Consider the following 19050-nt stretch of genomic DNA (forward strand, 5'->3'; position numbering starts at 1 on the left):
GTTGATGCAAGGGGAACGGTTTCATACGGCCTGCACCGGTCCGGCGCAGGCCCGGCACCTGCGGTGCCGTTCGGGCCGGTGCATAGCTCGGCTGTTGCGGGGCGGACCTGCGGATTCAGAGCCAGAACTCGCATCACACCCGTCCCAGGGCAAAGCCCTTCGCGATGTAGTTGCGCACGAAATAGATCACGAGCGCCCCCGGCACGATGGTCAGCACGCCCGCTGCGGCCAGCACGCCCCAGTCGATGCCGGCCGCCCCCTGGGTCCGGGTCATGATCGCCGCGATGGGCTTGGCGTCGACGGTGGTCAGGGTGCGCGACAGCAGCAATTCCACCCACGAGAACATGAAGCAGAAGAATGCCGCGACGCCGATGCCCGACGCGATCAGCGGCGTGAAGATCTTCACGAAGAACCGCCCGAAGGAATAGCCATCCAGATAGGCCGTCTCGTCGATCTCCTTCGGCACGCCGCGCATGAAACCCTCAAGGATCCACACCGCCAGCGGCACGTTGAACAGGCAATGCGCCAGCGCCACCGCGATATGCGTGTCGAACAGTCCGACCGACGAATAAAGCTGGAAGAACGGCAGCGCGAAGACCGCGGGCGGCGCCATCCGGTTGGTCAAGAGCCAGAAGAACAGGTGCTTGTCGCCCATGAAGTGATAGCGCGAGAAGGCGTAAGCCGCCGGCAGCGCCACGGCGAGGCTGATTACCGTATTCATCACCACGTAGATCAGCGAATTGACGTAGCCCATGTACCACGCGGGGTCGGTCAGGATCGTGGCATAATTCGCCAGCGTGAAATTGCGCGGCCACAGGGTAAAGCTGTTCAGGATCTCGGTGTTGGTCTTCAGGCTCATGTTCAAGAGCCAGTAGATCGGCAACAGCAGGAACAGCAGATACAGCGTCATCACCACGGCGCTGGAATTGAGCCGCATGCGGACACGCTTGGCGCGGCCATCGGCGGTCAGGTCGCCGGGAATGCGGGATGCGGTCGTGTCGGTCATCGCTCAGCCCTCCCTTTTTTCAAGATTGACCATGACGGTGTAGAAGACCCACGAAATCAGCAGGATGACGAGGAAATACATCAGCGAGAACGCCGCCGCGGGGCCAAGGTCGAACTGCCCCAGCGCCATCTTCACAAGATCGATGGACAGCAGCGTGGTGGCATTGCCGGGGCCACCGCCGGTGACGACGAACGGCTCCGTGTAGATCATGAAGCTGTCCATGAACCGCAGCAGCACCGCGATCATCAGCACGCCCATCATCTTGGGCAGTTCGATGAAGCGGAACACCTTCCAGCGCGACGCCTGATCAATCTTGGCGGCCTGGTAATAGGCGTCGGGAATGGATTTCAGACCGGCAAAGGCCAGCAGCGCCACCAGCGACGTCCAGTGCCAGACATCCATCACGATGATCGTGACCCAGGCCGCGAATGTGTCCTGCGTGTAGTTGTAGCTGATCCCCAGCGCATCGAGCGTGTAGCCCAGCAGGCCGATATCGACGCGTCCGAAGATCTGCCAGATGGTGCCCACCACGTTCCACGGAATGAGCAGGGGCAGCGACATCATCACCAGGCAGAAGGACGACCAGAAGCCCGATTTCGGCATGTTGAGCGCCACGAAGATGCCCAGCGGCACCTCGATGGCCAGAATGATCCCCGAGAACATGAGCTGCCGCGACAGCGCGTTCCACATGCGCTCGTCCTCGAGCATCTTCTCGAACCACTCAAGACCCGCCCAGAAGAACTGGTTGTTCCCGAAAGTGTCCTGGACCGAGTAGTTGACCACGGTCATCAGCGGGATCACCGCAGAGAAGGCGACGAGCAGCAGCACCGGAAGAACCAGGAACCAGGCTTTTTGATTGACGGTCTTTTCCATCACTGGGCCTTTCGGGAATTGGTTTGGGTGGGGGCGCAAGGCAGCGACATCACAGGCAGGCCAGCGCCGGTCCGGTGGGCGGGCGCTGCAACGGCGGATTTGAACGCTTTATTGTGCCAAGTCATCGCTTTGGTCGAACGGCGCACTGGCTTTGACAATGCGCCTGACCGGTGGGGCCGGTCCGGCGCAGGCCCGGCACCTTCGGTGCTGTTCGGGCCGATCCATCGCCCGGGCGCGGCTGCGCCGACCCCCGGTCCAGCGCTGGCGCAGCTTGCGCGCGGCCCGAACAAGCCGCCGTCATCCTCGGGCCTGACCCGAGGACCGCTTGCCGCATGCGTGACGCCATATATGGAAGCCTCCGACATCACGCGGCCTCGCCGGTTACGCGCCAGTCGTCGGCGTAGACGTTCACATGCGCCGGATCGAAGGTGACATGCGTCATGTCTGTGCCGATCACATCATCTTCGCCCGCAATGATGTTGATATCCTTGCCAAAATAATCAGCCCGGATGATCTTGTGACGGCCCACGTCCTCGACCCGGCGCACGGTCACGGGCAGCCCCGCGCCGGCGGTCAGACGCACGAATTCGGGCCGGACGCCAAGTTCCACCTTGCCGGACAGCGCGCCGTAGCGTGCCCCCAGCGGCACCGCGGCGCCCTCCACATGGGCGGTCGCGCCCTCGATCCGGGCCGGGATCACGTTCATGCCCGGCGAGCCGATGAAATAGCCCACGAATGTATGCTCTGGCCGCTCGAACAGCTCATCGGGCGTGCCGATTTGCACCACGCGACCGTCATACATCACCACCACCTTGTCGGCGAAGGTCAGCGCCTCGGTCTGGTCGTGCGTGACGTAGATCATCGTGTGACCGAACTCGTGGTGCAGCTTCTTCAGCTGGGTCCGCAGCTCCCACTTCATGTGCGGGTCGATCACCGTCAGCGGCTCGTCGAACAGAAGCGCGTTGACGTCCTTGCGCACCATCCCCCGCCCGAGCGAGATTTTCTGCTTGGCATCCGCCGTCAACCCGCGCGCCTTGCGGTCGAGCATATGCTCCATGTCGATCATGCGCCCGATTTCCTGAACGCGTTCCATCACATAGGTCTCGTCATTGCCGCGATTGCGCAGCGGAAAGGCCAGGTTGTCGCGCACGGTCATGGTGTCGTAGACCACCGGAAACTGGAACACCTGGGCGATGTTGCGTTCGGCAGTGGCCTGATGCGTGACGTCCTGCCCGTCGAACAGGATGCGCCCCTGGCTGGGATGCAGCAGCCCGGAGATGATGTTGAGAAGGGTGGACTTGCCGCAGCCCGACGAGCCCAGCAGCGCATAGGCCGCGCCGTCCTCCCAGTCGTGGTTCAACTCCTTCAACGCATAATCGTCCGGCCCCTCGGGACGGGGCAGGTAGGAATGCGCGAGGTTGTCGAGGGTGATCTTGGCCATGCTCTGTCTCCTCAGGCCGCAAGCGCGTAGGACGCGGGCGCGACCAGATCGCCGGCTTCGCTGAATATGTAGACGTGACGCGGATCGAGCCACACATCGAGGTCCTTGCCCAGCTCCAGGTGGTGGATGCCGTGGATCAACCCGACCCAGCGCTCGCCCTGGTGGTCGAGATGCACGAAGGTTTCCGATCCGGTCAGCTCGGTCACCACGAGGCGTGCTGTAAATCGTATGGCGCCTTCGCTTTTCTGACCGATTTCCAGATGGTTGGGGCGGAAACCTGCGGTATAGCGCCCATCGGGCAGATCGGCGAGGGTGCCGGTCGCGGGCGCGGTCTGGCCCTTGCCGAGGATCAGCTCGGGGCCGGATTTCGTCAGCGGCAGGAAGTTCATCGGCGGGTCCGAGAAAACCCGCGCGGTGGTGGCATCGACCGGCCTGCGATAGACCTCGGGGGTGGGCCCGAACTGGGTGACGCGCCCCTCCCAGAGCGCGGCGGTATTGCCGCCCAGCAGCAGCGCCTCCTCGGGTTCGGTTGTGGCGTAGACGAAGATCGATCCGGACTTCTCGAAGATCTTCGGGATCTCGACGCGCAATTCCTCGCGCAGCTTGTAATCGAGGTTCGCCAGCGGCTCGTCCAGCAGCACAAGGCCCGCATTCTTCACCAGCGCGCGGGCCAGCGCACAGCGCTGCTGCTGGCCGCCCGACAATTCCAGCGGCTTGCGGTCGAGCATCGGGGTCAGCTGCATCAGCTCGGCTGTCTCGCGCACGCGGCGGTCGATCTCGGCCCTGTCGACGCCCATCAGCTTCATCGGCGAGGCGACGTTTTCATACACCGTCATCGACGGGTAGTTGATGAACTGCTGATAGACCATCGCGACCTTGCGGTCCTGCACACGCTGGCCGGTCACATCCGCGCCCTGCCAGATGATCTTGCCGGTCGCGGGCTGGTCGAGCCCCGCCATCAGCCGCATCAGCGACGTCTTGCCCGACGACGTGGGCCCCAGTAGCACGTTCATCGTGCCCTTTTCGAGCGTCAGATCGGTGGGATAAATGTGGGTCTGGCCCTCGACGGTCTTCGATACGCCCTGCAATTCAAGCGTCATCGCGTGTTCCTCTCGCTTCCGCCGCGCGCGCATGGGTCCTGCCGTCCTCGGCCATGAAGGCGTCGAGTGCCGAGATTTCCGCCTTGCTCATGCGCAGTCCCAGCTTGTTGCGCCGCCAGACCACGTCTTCGGCGGTCCGCGCGTATTCGTTCTCCATCAGCCAGCGCACTTCCGTTTCGGTCAGCGTCGCCCCGAAGTCGCGGCCCAGCGCCTCTGCGCTGTCGGCGCCGCCCAGCATCAGGGCGGCATCGGTGCCATAGGCGCGCACCAGCCGCCGGGCCCAGAAATCCGACAGGAACGGATGGCGGGTCTGCAGCGCGTCGATCAGGGCTGGCACGCCATCGACCGGGAAATCGCCGCCGGGCAGGGGCACGCCCGCGGTCCAGGCCCCCTTGGCGACCGGAATATGGGCCGCGATCTTCTCGAGCGCGCTTTCCGCCAGCCTGCGATAGGTGGTGATCTTGCCCCCGAACACGTTCAGCATCGGCGCGCCGCCATCCGCGTCGACCTTGAGCGTGTAATCCCGCGTCGCCGCCGTGGCGCTGGTGGCCCCGTCGTCATAGAGCGGCCGGACGCCGGAATAGGTCCAGACGATGTCGTCCTCGGAAATGTCGCGCTTGAAGTATGTGTTGGCGAAATCGATCAGATAGCGCTGCTCTTCCGGGGTGGCCACGGGCTTGCGCGCGGGGTCGTCATGTTCGGCGTCGGTGGTGCCGATCAGGGTGAAATCCGTCTCGTAGGGGATGGCGAAGATGATCCGCCCGTCGGTGCCCTGGAAGAAGTAGCACTTGTCGTGATCATAGAGCTTGCGGGTCACGATATGGCTGCCACGCACCAGCCGCACGCCTTCGCGCGAATTCAGCCGCACCTTGGTCTGGATGATGTCGCCGACCCAGGGGCCGCCGGCGTTCACCAGCATGCGAGCGCGGAAGGTCTCGACCTCGTCATGTTCGCTTTTTTGCGTTTTGATCACCCAGTGATCGCCCTCGCGTTCGGCGCCCAGCACGGTCCGTCGGGTCAGGATCTCGGCGCCCCGGGCGGCGGCGTCGCGGGCGTTCAGCGCCACCAGGCGGCTGTCTTCGACCCAGCAGTCGGAATATTCGAAGGCGGTTTCGAACATGTCGTTCAGCGGCGCGCCCTCGGGCGTGCCGGTCAGTGACACGGTGGTGGTGCCCGGCAGGATCTTCCGACCGCCGAGGTGGTCATACATGAACAGCCCCAGCCGAATGAGCCAGGCAGGCCTGCGCCCCTTCATCCATGGCATCACGAGGCTCAGCAGACGCGACGTCGGCGTTTCAGCTTCGAACCGCATATCCTTATGATAAGGAAGAACAAAACGCATCGGCCAGCTGATATGCGGCATTGCGCGCAGCAGAACTTCCCGCTCGATCAGGGCTTCGCGGACAAGCCGGAACTCGAAATACTCGAGGTAGCGCAGGCCGCCGTGGAACAGCTTGGTCGAGGCAGAGGACGTGGCCGAGGCCAGATCGTTCATCTCGGCCAGCGTGACGCTCAGGCCGCGACCGGCCGCATCCCGGGCGATGCCGCAGCCGTTGATGCCACCGCCGATGATGAACAGATCGCGTATCGCATTGTCTGGCTGCTGTGCCACGCGGTTCCTCCCCAAAAAACGCACATGATGGTGGCTTATCGCAAACCCGCGGGTATCCGGCAAGAAATATTTTCGTTTATCTTCGCTTTGCTGAATGCGAACCGGTTTGTGGCGCGGGCCAGCCAAGATCCCGCGCGGTCGCCGAACCGCCGGAACAGCAGAAATTCCCGCAAAAAAGGAGGAATCACCCCTGATTCTGCCGGGTATGCGCAATAATTCGCATGGCTTCAGAATTTTTTGTGCTAGTGAGAAAACGAAATAAAACGAATGTTGCCATGTCCCAGACCTTTCGCCTGCCCGAGATCGTCGAAATCGCCCGCCGCGACGGCAAGGTCACGGTCGAGGGGCTGGCGGCGCATTTCGGGGTGACCCTGCAGACGATCCGCCGCGACCTGACGGAACTTGCCGATGGCGGGCGGCTCGAACGGGTGCATGGCGGCGCGGTCCTGCCTTCCGGCACCACCAATATCGGCTACGAGGAACGGCGCGCGCTCAACCCCGCGGCCAAGACGGCGATTGCCGAGGCCTGCGCGGCGCAGATCCCCGATGACAGTTCGCTGTTTCTCAATATCGGCACCTCGACCGAGGCGGTGGCCCGCGCGCTGGGCCAGCACCGTCACTTGCTGGTGGTGACCAACAACATGAATGTCGCCAATATCCTGGCCTCGAATGCCGATTGCGAGGTGGTGGTGACCGGCGGGCAGCTGCGCCGCGCCGACGGTGGCCTGATCGGCAGCCTCGCGGCCGAAACCATCCGCCGCTTCAAGTTCGATCTGGCGGTGATCGGCTGTTCCGCGCTCGACGAGGATGGCGACCTGCTCGACTACGACATGGAGGAGGTGGGCGTCAGCCAGGCCATCCTGGCGCAGGCGCGGCGCACCTTTCTGGTCGCCGACAGCTCGAAATTCACCCGTGACGCACCGGCCCGGATCGCTACCCTGGCCGATATCGACACCTTCTTCACCGACATGCCACTGACCGACCCGCTGGCACGGCGCTGCGCGGAGTGGGGCACGCAAGTGGTGGTCGCGCCGCCGGGCTGAGGCCGCCTGGCGCGGGGACGGGGCGGCACGTCAGGACGCCAAGACGCGGCCCGCCTCGGTCTCAGCGAGGATCGCCCGCCAGACCTGACGCAGCGCCCGGGTGTGCCGATCGAGATGCATGTCGCCCCCGAAAAGCGCGACCTCTTCCACCCGGATCAGCGCGTCGCGCAGGCTGATGGCGTCGAAAACCGCCGCGGTTCCGGCGATCCGGTGGCAGCGCGCGCCGATCTCGTCGCGGTCCTCGGGGCCGGTCTCGAGCCAGTCGATCAGCGCATCGACCTCGCGGGCAAAGCTGTCCTGCAGGCGGGCGACGACGGCCTCGTCCGGCCCTGTCGGCATCGCGGGCGGAAGCCCCGAAAGGTCGGGCGGCGCGGGGTCCGGGGCATGCTCTGCCAGCACGGCCATCAACTCGGCCTTCGAGAAGGGCTTGCCCAGAAACCCGCTCATCCCGGCTTGCGCAAAATTGGTCTGGTTGTAGGCCAGCACGTTGGCGGACAGCGCGACGATGGGCACGTCGGCGCAGGGCCCCGGGGTCGCGCGGATGCGTTGGGTCGCCTCGAACCCGTCCATCACCGGCATCGAGATGTCCATCAGGATCAGGTCGAACCGCCGGGCCGCGGCAAGTTCCAGCGCCGCGCGCCCGTGAACCGCTGCCGTGGTGCTGTGCCCCAGGACACGCAGCATGTCCTGCACCAGCTCAAGGTTGATCTCGTTGTCTTCGACGATGAGGATGTGCATCGGCCTGGTCGCGGCGGCGGCGGCTTCCACGCGGGTCAGGACCTCGGGGGCGTCGCTGCCGGGAAGGGGCAGGCTGACCCAGAAGACGCTGCCTTCGCCCAGGGTGCTTTCGACCCCGATCTCGCCGCCCATGAAGTGGGCCAGGCGGCGGGCGATGCCAAGCCCGAGGCCGGTGCCGCCCGCCATCCGTCCGTAGCTGGTGTCGGTCGTTTCGAAATCCTCGAACACCGTGTCACGGGCGTCCGACGCGATCCCGATGCCGGTGTCGATGACGCGGAGCTCGATGTCGAACAGCCGGGCGTCGCCGGGGCGGCGCTGTGCCTCGACCTCGATGTCTATGCGGCCGTCCCGGGTGAACTTGATGGCGTTGCCCACGAGATTGAGCAGAATCTGCTGGATGCGCCCGGCATCGGCGCGCACCCAATCGACCGGCGCACCGACCCAGGACCAGGCCAGACGGTTGGACCGGGCCAGCGCCGCGCCGCTCTGGCCATCGACCACGTCCTGCACCAGTCGGCCCAGATGCACCGGGACGGTCATCCGCGGCGCCTTTTGCGACTCGAGCCGCGAGATATCCATCACCGCGTCCACGTGCTGCATCAGGATGTCGCCCGAGATGCGCATGTTGCGCAGGTAGCGGGCCTGATCGGCGTCAAGCTGCGATCCTTCCAGAAGGCCGAGGTTGCCGAGGATGCCGTTCAGCGGCGTCCGGATCTCATGGGTCATGACCGCGAGGAAATCGGATTTGGTCTTCTCCATGGCGATCGCCCGGTCGTGCGCCGCCAGCAGTTCCCGCTCGGCCGCCAGGCTGAGCGAGATGTCCCGCAGCGACCCGATCAGGATGTCGTCGCCATTTGCCTCCGCGGTGGCCAGCGCGATCTCGATCGGGAAGGTCGAGGCATCGGGGCGCACCCCGTCCATCCGGATGCGGCCCTTGCCGACAAGCCCCTGCAGCGACCCGCCCGCATCCTCGGGCATGACCAGCAGCGTGCCCAGCCTGCGCCCCCCGACCTCGGCGGCGGTCCGTTTGAACATCGCCTCGGCGGCGGCGTTGAACTGCAGGATATGCCCGTCGCTGTCGGCCACCACGATCCCGTCGAGCGTGGTGTCCAGAATGGTGTTGAGCCGCGCATTGGCCGAGCCGAGCTGTTGCCCCCGCACTTCGGTCTGCCGGGTGACCCGGCGCAGGTAGACCATCGCCACGACCATCGCCGCCATCAGCGCCGTGGTCAGCAAGGCCACCCGCAGCAAAGTCTGCCCGATGCTGTCGCGGAACGCGTTCGAGATGCTGGCGAAATGGCTCACCCCGACGGTGGACATCTGTCGCGTCGCGTCGCGCAGGGGGGCGATCTCGTCCGGCCAGTCCCGCACCGCGGCGGCAAGCGCGGCATCGGGGCCGTCCACCAGCGGCACCGCGCGATCGAGAAAGCCGCGCACCTCGGAGACCGCGCCGGCAAAGCTCGGGTTGTCCCGCAGCGGCGCATATCCGGCGCTGTTCTCGACGATCGAGATACGTCCGTAGAAGATGTCGAATTCCTTGCGCAACTCTTCCAGATCGGGCGGCGTCTCGGTGGCCCGAAGCTCGACCGCGCGCTGGAACTCCAGAAACTCGATCTCGGACTGCGACAGGGTCCAGAGCAGGCTGTCCGACGAGGCCGAGCGCAGAACGCCCAGATCGCGCACGACGTTCTGGATCATCACGCCGATCAGCGGCAGGCAAATCGCCGCGATCAGTATCAGGCCCCAAAGGCCGGCTCTTTTTCTTGGTGCGGGGTGTTCGGATGCCATGACCGCTCAGCTTGCAATGGTGCCCGATCATACCGTAATGCGACACCGGGGCCACCCGTTTCGCCTCCTGCCAGCGTCCGCGACGAATTTCGGGCGCTGCGGGGAACATTGACGCGACAACGAACTGGCCATGACTGCCGAAGCCTTGCTATCTATGATATGATTTGATTTTTCGACCCGATGCTGGCCCCCGCCATTTTTCGATCAGCAGGACATTGAACGTGCGGATTTTGATTGCAGACGATCACGACCTTCTTCGGGACACGCTCGTGGCCTATCTCGAAGCCGAGGACGGGATCGAAACGGACCAGGCGTCCAGTTTCGACGAAGCGCGCGCGATGCTTGAATCGGGTGCGCAATTCGATCTTGTGCTGCTTGATTTCCGGATGCCCGGCATGCATGGGCTGAGCGGCCTGTCCGAGGCGATGGCGCTGGGCAACGGAACCCAGCGTGTCGCGCTGATCTCGGGTGAGGCGTCGCGCGGCGTGGCCGAGAAGGTGCTGGCGATGGGGGCGGCGGGCTTCATTCCCAAGACGTTGTCGGCAAAGTCGCTGGTCAGCGCGATCAAGTTCATGGCCATGGGCGAACAATACGCCCCGATCGATTTCATGACCGCCACCGAGGTCGAGGCCAAGGACCCGTTGATCGCGCAACTGACCTCGCGCGAGCTGGACGTGCTGAAAGGCGTCGTCGCCGGGATGGCCAACAAGGAAATCGCCCGGGACCTCGGCATCACCGAACCGACGGTGAAGCTGCACCTGAAAACACTGTTCCGCAAACTCGATGTCCGCAACCGCACGCAGGCCGCGCTGGTCGCGCTCGAAGCGAACGTGGTCTGATCCGGCCCGCGCCGGTCTGGGGCTGGCAGGGTCTGGCAGGGTCGGTCATCGGGGCAGGGGGCGCGCCGCGCGGTGCGCGGGCAATCGCGCCGATGGGCGGGTGTCGCAACCCGCCTATTCGGGCACCTCGATGCGCACCATCTGCCAGACGCTGCGCGAATGGATCACCTCGGTGCGGTACTCCGGCGCGGAATCGTACGGATAGATGATCCAGAGCGGCCCCTGCTCGCGGCGCGGGATGAACCGGCCATTCTTCTCGTAGGCAATGATCGGGCCGTCCGGCGTGGCGTCGCTGGTCGGGATCTCGACCGCGTAATCGTTGAGCGCGCGCGCGACGATGGTGTCGCCGGTGATGCCCAGCCTGTCGATCAGCACGTCAAGGGACAGACCCGCGAAGGCGATCTTGCCATCGGTCCAGATCGTCGAGGTCCAGATGGTGCGCTTGCCCAGCGCCTCGAGCATGGCAAGATCGAAGACGGCGGTGTCGCCCCTGTTGGTATGGGCAATGTCGCCGGTCACGGTCAAAACGACCGGACCGGTCGGCTGGGGCAGCGGCTGGGCAGAGGCGGTCAAAGCCATCGCGACCGTGGCGGTCAATGCCACCGCCGCGCGACTGATAGCCCGCTTCATCATGCCCGACTCCCGGAATTTGTTTAGACATGACAAAAGTTAACATCATAACGCAACCGTGCGAATGGGTCATGTCGTGTCCGTTCGGGTAGGTCGCGGGCCGGTCGCCGACCCTGACCGCGGCGCCGGTCGGCGGTCGGGCGCGGGGCTGCGGGGCGCGCGGGCGATGCCGCCCCGGGCGTCGGCTTCACGTATCGGTCCCTTTCGGGTCTCACAATCGCCCGATTTCGGCGACCCAATGGCGGCAACCGCTCATTACCCGGATGGCCGCCATGCGCCTGCTTGTTGTCGACGACGATGGAATTATCCGCGACCTTCTGAAGATCGCCCTGTATCGCGCGAGTTATTTCGATGCGGCGTTCGCGGCCAGCGGGCAGTCCGCCCTCGACCTGATCGAGACGTCAAAGACCCCGTTCGACTGTTTCCTGCTGGATGTGAACATGCCCGGGATCGACGGGATCACGCTGTGCCGCCGGATCCGCGCCATGCCGGGCCATGCGGATACACCGATCATCATGATCACCCGTCTCGACCATCGCAAGTATATCAGCGACGCATTCGACGCGGGTGCCAGCGACTATATCGTCAAGCCCTTCGACCAGGCCGAAATCGGCATCCGGGTGGGGCTCGCGCAGCGCCGTCTTGATAGCCAGCGCGCCGCCGAAAGGCGCGACGATCCGACCGCAGCATCCGCCGACGCCGCCGATGCCGCGCGGCTGTCCGAGGCGTTCGCCCTGCAGGATGTGCCCAGGTGCGTGGACCGCGACGCGCTCGATACCGCGCTGCTGCGCCTGCCGAGTTTTTCGCGCCTGCGCATCGGCACGCTCAAGATCGTCAATATCGACACGATCCTCGCCGAAGCATCCGAGGCGGGCTTTCGCCAAATGGTGACGGCTGTCGCGCGCATCCTCTCGGATATGCTCAGCGAACAGGACTACCAACTGTCCCATCTCGGTCGCGGCACCATCGCCTTTGTCCTCAAGGGGGCCAGCGACGTGGACTGCCACGACCTCGCCGTCAGGTTCAACGACTGGGTCGCCGATACCATGCCCTTCGCGGGCACCGAGCCGGTCGTGGTGGTCGCAACCGATGGCCCGTCGCGCTACATCCCGCGACGGGACCGGCTGGCCTGCCTGCAATTCGCGACCGATCTGGCCGACGACCTTGGCGAACAGATCGCCCGCGAGGCCGAATCCATGACCCGGTTGCCACCGGTTCAGCTGGCGGTCGCCTGATCGACGGCACCCGCCCGGGCCTTTCGATCACACCGGGCACCCCCGTTCGCGCCAAGGTTGCGCCGCCTGCTGCGACCTCGCGCGGGTCCCTTGGGCGAATCGCATCTGCCGCGTTGCCGCACCCGGCAATCGGGTTGTTTACGATACCCGCATAGGTCTTCCCGATCCCCGTGGTATTGGCGCGCAGGTGGCGACAATGACCCCCTGAAATGTGGCTAAATACATAGAATTCTTGCCAAATGCGGCGCTCGTTTGACTGACTGATCCCAGTTGCAAGAGCGCGCCTCCCTATTCGGTCGCGCAGTCCAGTGCATGAGCGATTCAATATTTTTTGGCGTGGGAGTTCGGGAATATGACAGATTACAATCAGGCAAGCGGCACCGGTGGATCCGGCAATGCGAGCGCAAGTACGACACAATCCTACCATAACGGCGGTGTCGAAGGGGACAGCTTCGCGCAGTGGTATGACGACAACCTGTCGCAGCAGATGGGGGACGTCGGCGCGGACACCTGTGACACCGAAGAGGCCGGAACCGTCCTCGATCTGTCGCAAGCCGGGTCGCACATCATTCTGAACGTGACGACGAACGAAGACGGCACCCAGAACGGGTCCGTTGAGTTTCTCAGCGATGACGGCACGCCGGTGGCCTGGGGTCACTTCTCGAACGTGTCGGAAATCCTGCTGCCCGAATCCGACAACGGCTACGGCTACACCGAAGCGGACCTCGACGTGATCGGAGACCACGGTCCCGGACTGCCGGTCAAGGTATCGCTCGACGACTTCCTGCGCGAATGCGATCCGGAAGAGCCGGAAGAGCCGATCGGCTCCGGCTCGGGTGGCACCAAGGGCAGCGGCTCGGGCGGCACCAAGGGCAGCGGCTCGGGTGGCACCAAGGGCAGCGGCTCTGGCGGCACCAAGGGCAGCGGCTCGGGCGGCACCAAGGGCAGCGGCTCGGGTGGCACCAAGGGCAGCGGCTCCGGCGGCACCAAAGGTTCCGGCTCGGGTGGCACGAAGGGCAGCGGCTCCGGCGGCACCAAGGGCAGCGGTTCGGGCGGCACCAAGGGCTCCGGCTCGGGTGGCACGAAGGGCAGCGGCTCGGGTGGCACCAAGGGTTCCGGCTCCGGCGGCACCAAGGGTTCCGGCTCCGGCGGCACCAAGGGCTCCGGCTCGGGTGGCACCAAGGGCAGCGGCTCGGGTGGCACCAAGGGCTCCGGCTCGGGCGGCACCAAGGGCTCCGGCTCCGGTGGCACCAAGGGCAGCGGCTCGGGCGGCACCAAGGGCAGCGGCTCGGGCGGCACCAAGGGCAGCGGCTCGGGTGGAACCAAGGGCAGCGGCTCGGGTGGCACCAAGGGCAGCGGCTCGGGCGGCACCAAGGGCAGCGGCTCCGGTGGCACCAAGGGCAGCGCCTGCTACGATGGCTCCGGCTCGGGCGGCAACACCAACGTCACCTGGGGTCTGCCGACCTACAAGGCCTATCCCGAGGATGGCGACAGCTATGCCGACCTGATGAACCAGGAGCCGGAAGAAGACGACGCCACCACCGGCACGGCGACGCATTCCGGATCGTCCGCGGACTACTACGAGATCTGGTAAGTCCCGGAATGAAAACACAGAATGGCCCGCCTGATCGCGGGCCATTCGGCGTCCGGTCCGGTGCGGTTCCAAGAAACCGACCCGATTTGACCCCAAAGACGCCGCACTTTCCCGCGATGGTCGCCGCTTGAACGTGGGCGTCCAAGGCCCGCGGACCCATGGCGGAGGAACACCATGTCCGACAGCTCGCGCAAGAAACGCCTTGCCAGGATCCTGGCCAGCGCCGAAGGGCTCTTTGGCGAAAAGGTCCGCGATGTGGAGCACCCGGGCGGGGAGGGCCGGTCGAGCTGCCGCCTGATCTTCGCCGACCGCACGGTGATCGCCACCCTGCGCCCGAATTTCCGCCGCGCGCATCTCGAGGCCTTCGCGCTGAGCCGGATCGCCAGACACTGCGACGACACGCCGGAATGCCTCGGCGTCGACGAAGAGATCATCTACCAGTCCGATGTCGGCAGCCGCCGGCTCAACCAGGAGATCGCCAAGGTCAGCCGCACCCGCCGCAAGGCGCTGGCCGAGGAATCCGTCGCCGCGATCTTCCGCATCCAGCGCGCCGCCGCAGAGGCCGGGCTGAACGAGGCCATGCCGCATCTGGGTGTCAATCGCGACTGGCTCGACAACCTTGCCGGGGCACGGGACGCGCTGGTGCCGTTTTCCAAGGGCCGTGGCGTCGGTGTCGATCACGACGCGCTCTGCGCCGCGATTGCGGTTCCCGCGCGTCAGTTCGTCAAATGGGATTGCCGGTCGGGCAATGCCGCCATCGGCGACGACGACCGCCTGCGCTGGTTCGATTTCGAATATGCCGGCGTCCGCCACGGCGCCGAGGATCTTGCCTGGCTGATCGGCGACGAAGCTTGGCCGGTGTCGGGACCGGCGATGGAAGACATCGTCCGCGACGCGCTGGGCCCGATGCCCGCCGACGCGCGGGATGCCTATCTCGACTATCTCGGCGTCTACACCACGCTGCATTGCGTGCAGCGGTTCAAGCTGATCATCAAGGAAGCCAAGAAGCGCGGCTGGCTGTCCAAGACCCGCGTGCGCAAATACGATGACGCGGGCGTGCACCCGGAGTTCGCATCGCATCTCTGCGGTGTGGCGGCGCATTTCGGCGATCGCTCGGCGCTGACCCGGCCCATCGCGCGCGACTTCGAGGATGCGCGGCGCGTGTTCGACCAGATGATCCGAGAGGCAGCCTGATCCGTCATGCAGATGATGCCTGTCCCCTCAACCGATGCGCCGGACGCGAGCCTTGGGGTCGCGCTTGTCGATACCCATCAGGGGTTCCGCGCGCTGCGATCCGAGTGGGAGGCGCTTTGCCTGCAGGACCCCGATGCGCATGCCTTTCTGTCCTGGGACTGGCTCGATACCGCCTTTCGCGACAACGCGCTGCGCTGGAGCCTGCTGGTGGTGCGCGACGCCGAAACCGCAACCTGCGTGGCCATCCTGCCGCTCAGCTACCGCACCCGCTGGAGCGGCAGCGGCAAGATCTTCCAGTCCGAGCTGAAGGCAGGCGGGCGGTTGCTGCTCAGCCCGTTCACCGGCTTTCTGTGCGCACCGTCCCACGAAGCCGCGGCGATCACGGCGCTGGCCCGTCACCTGTGCGCGATGCCCTGGGCCAAGCTGTCGCTGCTCTATGCCACGCCCGTCCCGCGCATCGAGGCTCTGGCCAGGGCGCTGGAGGCCGAGGGCTGCGAGACCAAATGGAAACGCTACTTCGACCGCGACGGGGCCACCGACAAGCTGGTCAACGCGGTCTTTCCGCTGCCCGCGAGCTTCACGGCGGTGATGGAGAACCTCGTATCGCCCGAACTGGCACAGCGCTACGTGGCATGGCGCAAGTTGCGCCAACCCGAACGGCAGCGCCTGTCGCTGGTGACATCGGACGGCATCGACGCCGCGCTCGACGCGCTGGGCGCGCTCGAAGCCCGGATCGGGGCAAGTGCCGAGGGGCGCGTGGCGCGCTACGCACCGCTGTTGCGGGCGGCGGCGTCGAACGCGGTGCTGTTCATGCCGCTGCTCTGGGACAACGATGCGCCCGTCGCGGCGGCCCCGCATATCTTCGATCCGGATTACGGCGACATGATCCGCCTGTTTCCCTTGGCCGAAGACAGCCCGGCCGGCCACGAGGCGCTGGCCCTGCTGACGCTCTACGCGCTGGAATGGGCTTTCGCCAATGACGGCATCGACTTCCATTTCGGGCGCGAACCCGACCCCTCGGCGACGCTGCTGCCCACCGCGCGCGTCGAAAGCCGCTATTTGTCGGTCCGGCGGCGCAACGCCGACCCCGAGATGAGCTTCGACATGCTGTCGCTGGGCGAGGCGGTGGCCATCCTGCGCGGCTTCATCGAGGCTGGCGACACCGACGACGCCATCGCGGCCTGCGCCCAGATCGAACGGATCCTGCAAGCCTGACGCCCACCCGCACGGACCGTCCCGCTTGCCCCGCCCCCCGGCCAGACACAGGTCAGGCGCCCGGTCAGGCGCCGGCCGCCGCGGCGGGTGCCTCGGATGACACCCGCCGCGCCCGACCAACCGCTGCCTCTGCCTCACCGATCGGCCATCTCCGCGCGATCCGCCCAGCCCGCGCGATCGGCCCTGTCCCGCGTCGGTCGGCGCACAAATCCTTCATTGTTCCTGCCTGCGAATCTGCCCTAATGGTGCGGACGCCCGGACAGCCGTCCTCACCCGAACCACGCCGCGCGCAGGCAGGAGACATCCATGAAGTTCCGCTTTCCCATTGTCATCATCGACGAAGATTTCCAGTCAGAGAACTCCTCGGGTCTGGGCATCCGCGCGATGGCCGACGCGATCGAAAGCGAAGGCTTCGAGGTTCTGGGCGTCACAAGCTACGGCGATCTGTCGCTGTTCGCCCAGCAGCAGTCCCGCGCCAGTGCCTTTGTGCTGTCCATCGACGACGAGGAATTCAGCCCCGGCCCGGATCTCGCCCCTGCCGTTGTGAACCTGCGCAGCTTCATCGAGGAAGTGCGCCGCAAGAACGCCGACGTGCCGATCTACATCTACGGCGAAACCAAGACCTCGCGGCACCTGCCGAACGACATCCTGCGCGAATTGCACGGCTTCATCCACATGTTCGAGGACACGCCCGAATTTGTCGCGCGCCACATCATCCGCGAGGCGAAAAGCTATCTCGAAGGCATCCAGCCGCCGTTCTTCAAGGCCCTGCTGAACTACGCCGAGGATGGGTCCTATTCCTGGCATTGCCCCGGGCATTCGGGCGGGGTGGCCTTTCTGAAAAGCCCGGTGGGGCAGATGTATCACCAGTTCTACGGCGAAAACATGCTGCGCGCCGATGTCTGCAACTCGGTCGAGGAACTGGGCCAGCTTCTGGATCACGACGGCGCCATCGGGGCGTCCGAACGCAACGCGGCGCGCATCTTCAACGCCGATCACTGCTTTTTCGTCACCAATGGCACCTCGACCTCGAACAAGATGGTCTGGCATCACACCGTCGCCCCCGGCGATGTCGTGGTGGTGGACCGCAACTGTCACAAGTCGATCCTTCACAGCATCATCATGACCGGCGCGATACCGGTGTTTCTGAAGCCCACGCGCAACCATCACGGCATCATCGGCCCGATTCCGCAAAGCGAGTTCGAGATCGAGACGATCCGGGCCAAGATCCGGGACAATCCGCTCTTGGCCGATGTCGATGCCGAAACGGTCAAGCCGCGCATCCTGACGCTGACCCAGTCGACCTATGACGGCGTGCTCTACAACACCGAAACCATCAAGACCCAACTCGACGGCTATGTCGACAACCTGCATTTCGACGAGGCATGGCTGCCGCACGCGGCGTTCCATTCCTTTTACGGCGGGTATCATGCCATGGGCCGCAAACGTGAACGCCCGCGCCATTCGGTGACCTATGCCACCCAGTCGATCCACAAGCTGCTGGCCGGGATCAGCCAGGCAAGCCACGTTCTGGTGCAGGACAGCCAGCAGCACAAACTCGACCGGCATCTGTTCAACGAATCCTACCTGATGCACAGTTCCACCAGCCCGCAATACAGCATCATCGCCAGTTGCGACGTCGCCGCCGCGATGATGGAGCCGCCGGGCGGCACCGCACTGGTCGAGGAAAGCATCGTCGAGGCGCTGGATTTCCGCCGCGCCATGCGCAAGGTCGATGCCGAATTCGGCGATGACGACTGGTGGTTCCAGGTCTGGGGCCCCGAGGTCCCCGACGACGAAGGCATCGGCAAGACCGACGACTGGATCCTTGGCGGATCCCACACGGACGCGCGGGGCGGGCAGGGGGGCGACAGCGCCGACATGTGGCATGGCTTCGGCGAGATAGCGCCAAGGTTCAACATGCTCGACCCGATCAAGTCGACGATCATCACGCCGGGGCTCAACCTGGACGGCCGGTTCGAGGCCGACGGCATTCCCGCCTCGATCGTCACCAAGTTTCTGGCCGAACATGGCGTCGTGGTGGAAAAGACCGGGCTTTACAGCTTCTTCATCATGTTCACCATCGGCATTACCAAGGGGCGCTGGAACACGCTGCTGACGGCGCTGCAACAGTTCAAGGACGACTACGCCAAAAACCAGCCGATGTGGCGCACCATGCCCAAGTTCTGCCAGACCCAGCCGCGCTACGAGACCATGGGCCTGCGCGACCTGTGCCAGCACGTGCACAGGCTTTACGCCAAGTACGATGTCGCGCGGCTGTCCACCGACATGTATCTGAGTGACCATACGCCCGCGATGAAACCCAGCGATGCCTTTTCCCATATCGCCCAGCGCACGACCCAGCGGGTGCCGATCGACGCGCTGGAAGGGCGGATCACGACCAGCCTGGTGACACCCTATCCGCCGGGCATTCCCCTGCTGATCCCCGGCGAGGTCTTCAACCGCAAGATCGTGGACTATCTGCAGTTCAATCGCGCCTTCACACAGGAATGTCCGGGATTTGAAATAGATATCCATGGACTGGTGCAGGAGGTCGGCGATGATGGCGTGGTGCAATATTTCGCCGATTGCGTCGCCGCATAGCGTCGTGAATGTGGCAGCCCGTGGGCATGGTCCTTGTGCGGGCCATGCCTCTGGACCTGCCGACAGGGACCCGGGCGGGTCTCCTCGGGCCAGTGTCCCTGCTTGTGGCGCGAGTAGGGCAAATACCGGGCCGCGCCC

General features: G+C 65.2%; 14 protein-coding genes. 7 read left to right on the forward strand and 7 right to left on the reverse strand.

Annotated elements, in window-relative coordinates; translation table 11 throughout:
- Positions 1 to 133: 133 nt before the first annotated feature.
- From ACXYMN_RS12800 to glpD, 5 genes are all read right to left on the reverse strand, one after another.
- Positions 134 to 1006 (reverse strand): carbohydrate ABC transporter permease, encoded by an 873-nt coding sequence (locus ACXYMN_RS12800; RefSeq protein ID WP_459014081.1) that lies wholly within the window; start codon positions 1004 to 1006, stop codon positions 134 to 136.
- Between the two features lie 3 nt (positions 1007 to 1009).
- Positions 1010 to 1879 carry a carbohydrate ABC transporter permease gene (locus ACXYMN_RS12805; RefSeq protein WP_459014082.1) on the reverse strand — a complete coding sequence of 290 codons (870 nt, stop codon included), beginning with the start codon at positions 1877 to 1879 and terminating at the stop codon, positions 1010 to 1012.
- A 364-nt stretch (positions 1880 to 2243) separates the two neighbouring features.
- Complete coding sequence (locus ACXYMN_RS12810) at positions 2244 to 3320, reverse strand: ABC transporter ATP-binding protein (RefSeq protein ID WP_459014084.1); 1077 nt, start codon at positions 3318 to 3320, stop codon at positions 2244 to 2246.
- Between the two features lie 11 nt (positions 3321 to 3331).
- Entirely contained in the window at positions 3332 to 4420 is a 1089-nt protein-coding gene (locus ACXYMN_RS12815; RefSeq protein WP_459014085.1) for an ABC transporter ATP-binding protein, read from the reverse strand.
- The gene (glpD, locus tag ACXYMN_RS12820) at positions 4410 to 6032 is read right to left on the reverse strand and encodes a glycerol-3-phosphate dehydrogenase (RefSeq protein ID WP_459014087.1); all 1623 of its coding nucleotides are present in this window, start codon (positions 6030 to 6032) and stop codon (positions 4410 to 4412) included. Before glpD ends, ACXYMN_RS12815 begins: the two co-directional genes overlap by 11 nt.
- A 275-nt stretch (positions 6033 to 6307) precedes the next feature.
- Between glpD and ACXYMN_RS12825 the strand changes: the two genes are divergently transcribed.
- Entirely contained in the window at positions 6308 to 7075 is a 768-nt protein-coding gene (locus ACXYMN_RS12825; RefSeq protein WP_459014088.1) for a DeoR/GlpR family DNA-binding transcription regulator, read from the forward strand.
- 30 nt (positions 7076 to 7105) lie between these two features.
- On the opposite strand, the gene ACXYMN_RS12830 is transcribed toward ACXYMN_RS12825, so the two are convergent.
- Positions 7106 to 9601, reverse strand: a complete 2496-nt coding sequence (locus tag ACXYMN_RS12830) for a hybrid sensor histidine kinase/response regulator (RefSeq protein ID WP_459014089.1) — start codon at positions 9599 to 9601, stop codon at positions 7106 to 7108.
- A 221-nt stretch (positions 9602 to 9822) separates the two neighbouring features.
- Between ACXYMN_RS12830 and ACXYMN_RS12835 the strand changes: the two genes are divergently transcribed.
- Positions 9823 to 10440: a LuxR C-terminal-related transcriptional regulator gene (locus ACXYMN_RS12835; protein ID WP_459014091.1), complete on the forward strand. Its 618-nt coding sequence runs from the start codon at positions 9823 to 9825 to the stop codon at positions 10438 to 10440.
- Positions 10441 to 10554: 114 nt separating this feature from the next.
- Here the strand turns inward: ACXYMN_RS12835 and ACXYMN_RS12840 are convergent, their stop codons facing one another.
- The gene (locus ACXYMN_RS12840; RefSeq protein ID WP_459014093.1) at positions 10555 to 11073 is read right to left on the reverse strand and encodes a putative pterin-binding protein; all 519 of its coding nucleotides are present in this window, start codon (positions 11071 to 11073) and stop codon (positions 10555 to 10557) included.
- 269 nt (positions 11074 to 11342) lie between these two features.
- On the opposite strand from ACXYMN_RS12840, the gene ACXYMN_RS12845 reads away from it, so the two are divergent.
- From ACXYMN_RS12845 to ACXYMN_RS12865, 5 genes are all read left to right on the forward strand, one after another.
- Positions 11343 to 12305 carry a response regulator gene (locus tag ACXYMN_RS12845; RefSeq protein ID WP_459014095.1) on the forward strand — a complete coding sequence of 321 codons (963 nt, stop codon included), beginning with the start codon at positions 11343 to 11345 and terminating at the stop codon, positions 12303 to 12305.
- 352 nt (positions 12306 to 12657) lie between these two features.
- Positions 12658 to 13899, forward strand: a complete 1242-nt coding sequence (locus ACXYMN_RS12850) for a hypothetical protein (RefSeq protein ID WP_459014096.1) — start codon at positions 12658 to 12660, stop codon at positions 13897 to 13899.
- Positions 13900 to 14073: 174 nt separating this feature from the next.
- Positions 14074 to 15093, forward strand: coding sequence for a hypothetical protein (locus ACXYMN_RS12855; protein ID WP_459014097.1), 1020 nt, complete (start codon positions 14074 to 14076; stop codon positions 15091 to 15093).
- Between the two features lie 6 nt (positions 15094 to 15099).
- On the forward strand, positions 15100 to 16308 hold the full coding sequence (locus tag ACXYMN_RS12860; protein WP_459014098.1) for a GNAT family N-acetyltransferase: 1209 nt from the start codon (positions 15100 to 15102) through the stop codon (positions 16306 to 16308).
- A 306-nt stretch (positions 16309 to 16614) separates the two neighbouring features.
- Positions 16615 to 18912 (forward strand): Orn/Lys/Arg family decarboxylase, encoded by a 2298-nt coding sequence (locus ACXYMN_RS12865; protein ID WP_459014099.1) that lies wholly within the window; start codon positions 16615 to 16617, stop codon positions 18910 to 18912.
- Positions 18913 to 19050 lie beyond the last annotated feature (138 nt).

It is taken from the genome of Roseivivax sp. CAU 1753 (assembly GCF_054482575.1).

Excerpts from the sequence above, each read along its gene's own strand:
- ACXYMN_RS12855 (WP_459014097.1), top strand. The coding sequence starts at position 14,074 with ATGTCCGACAGCTCGCGCAAGAAACGCCTTGCCAGGATCCTGGCCAGC.
- ACXYMN_RS12845 (WP_459014095.1), top strand. The coding sequence starts at position 11,343 with ATGCGCCTGCTTGTTGTCGACGACGATGGAATTATCCGCGACCTTCTG.
- ACXYMN_RS12860 (WP_459014098.1), top strand. The coding sequence starts at position 15,100 with ATGCAGATGATGCCTGTCCCCTCAACCGATGCGCCGGACGCGAGCCTT.
- ACXYMN_RS12815 (WP_459014085.1), bottom strand. The coding sequence starts at position 4,420 with ATGACGCTTGAATTGCAGGGCGTATCGAAGACCGTCGAGGGCCAGACC.
- ACXYMN_RS12800 (WP_459014081.1), bottom strand. The coding sequence starts at position 1,006 with ATGACCGACACGACCGCATCCCGCATTCCCGGCGACCTGACCGCCGAT.
- ACXYMN_RS12810 (WP_459014084.1), bottom strand. The coding sequence starts at position 3,320 with ATGGCCAAGATCACCCTCGACAACCTCGCGCATTCCTACCTGCCCCGT.
- ACXYMN_RS12850 (WP_459014096.1), top strand. The coding sequence starts at position 12,658 with ATGACAGATTACAATCAGGCAAGCGGCACCGGTGGATCCGGCAATGCG.
- ACXYMN_RS12830 (WP_459014089.1), bottom strand. The coding sequence starts at position 9,601 with ATGGCATCCGAACACCCCGCACCAAGAAAAAGAGCCGGCCTTTGGGGC.
- ACXYMN_RS12840 (WP_459014093.1), bottom strand. The coding sequence starts at position 11,073 with ATGATGAAGCGGGCTATCAGTCGCGCGGCGGTGGCATTGACCGCCACG.
- ACXYMN_RS12825 (WP_459014088.1), top strand. The coding sequence starts at position 6,308 with ATGTCCCAGACCTTTCGCCTGCCCGAGATCGTCGAAATCGCCCGCCGC.
- ACXYMN_RS12805 (WP_459014082.1), bottom strand. The coding sequence starts at position 1,879 with ATGGAAAAGACCGTCAATCAAAAAGCCTGGTTCCTGGTTCTTCCGGTG.
- ACXYMN_RS12865 (WP_459014099.1), top strand. The coding sequence starts at position 16,615 with ATGAAGTTCCGCTTTCCCATTGTCATCATCGACGAAGATTTCCAGTCA.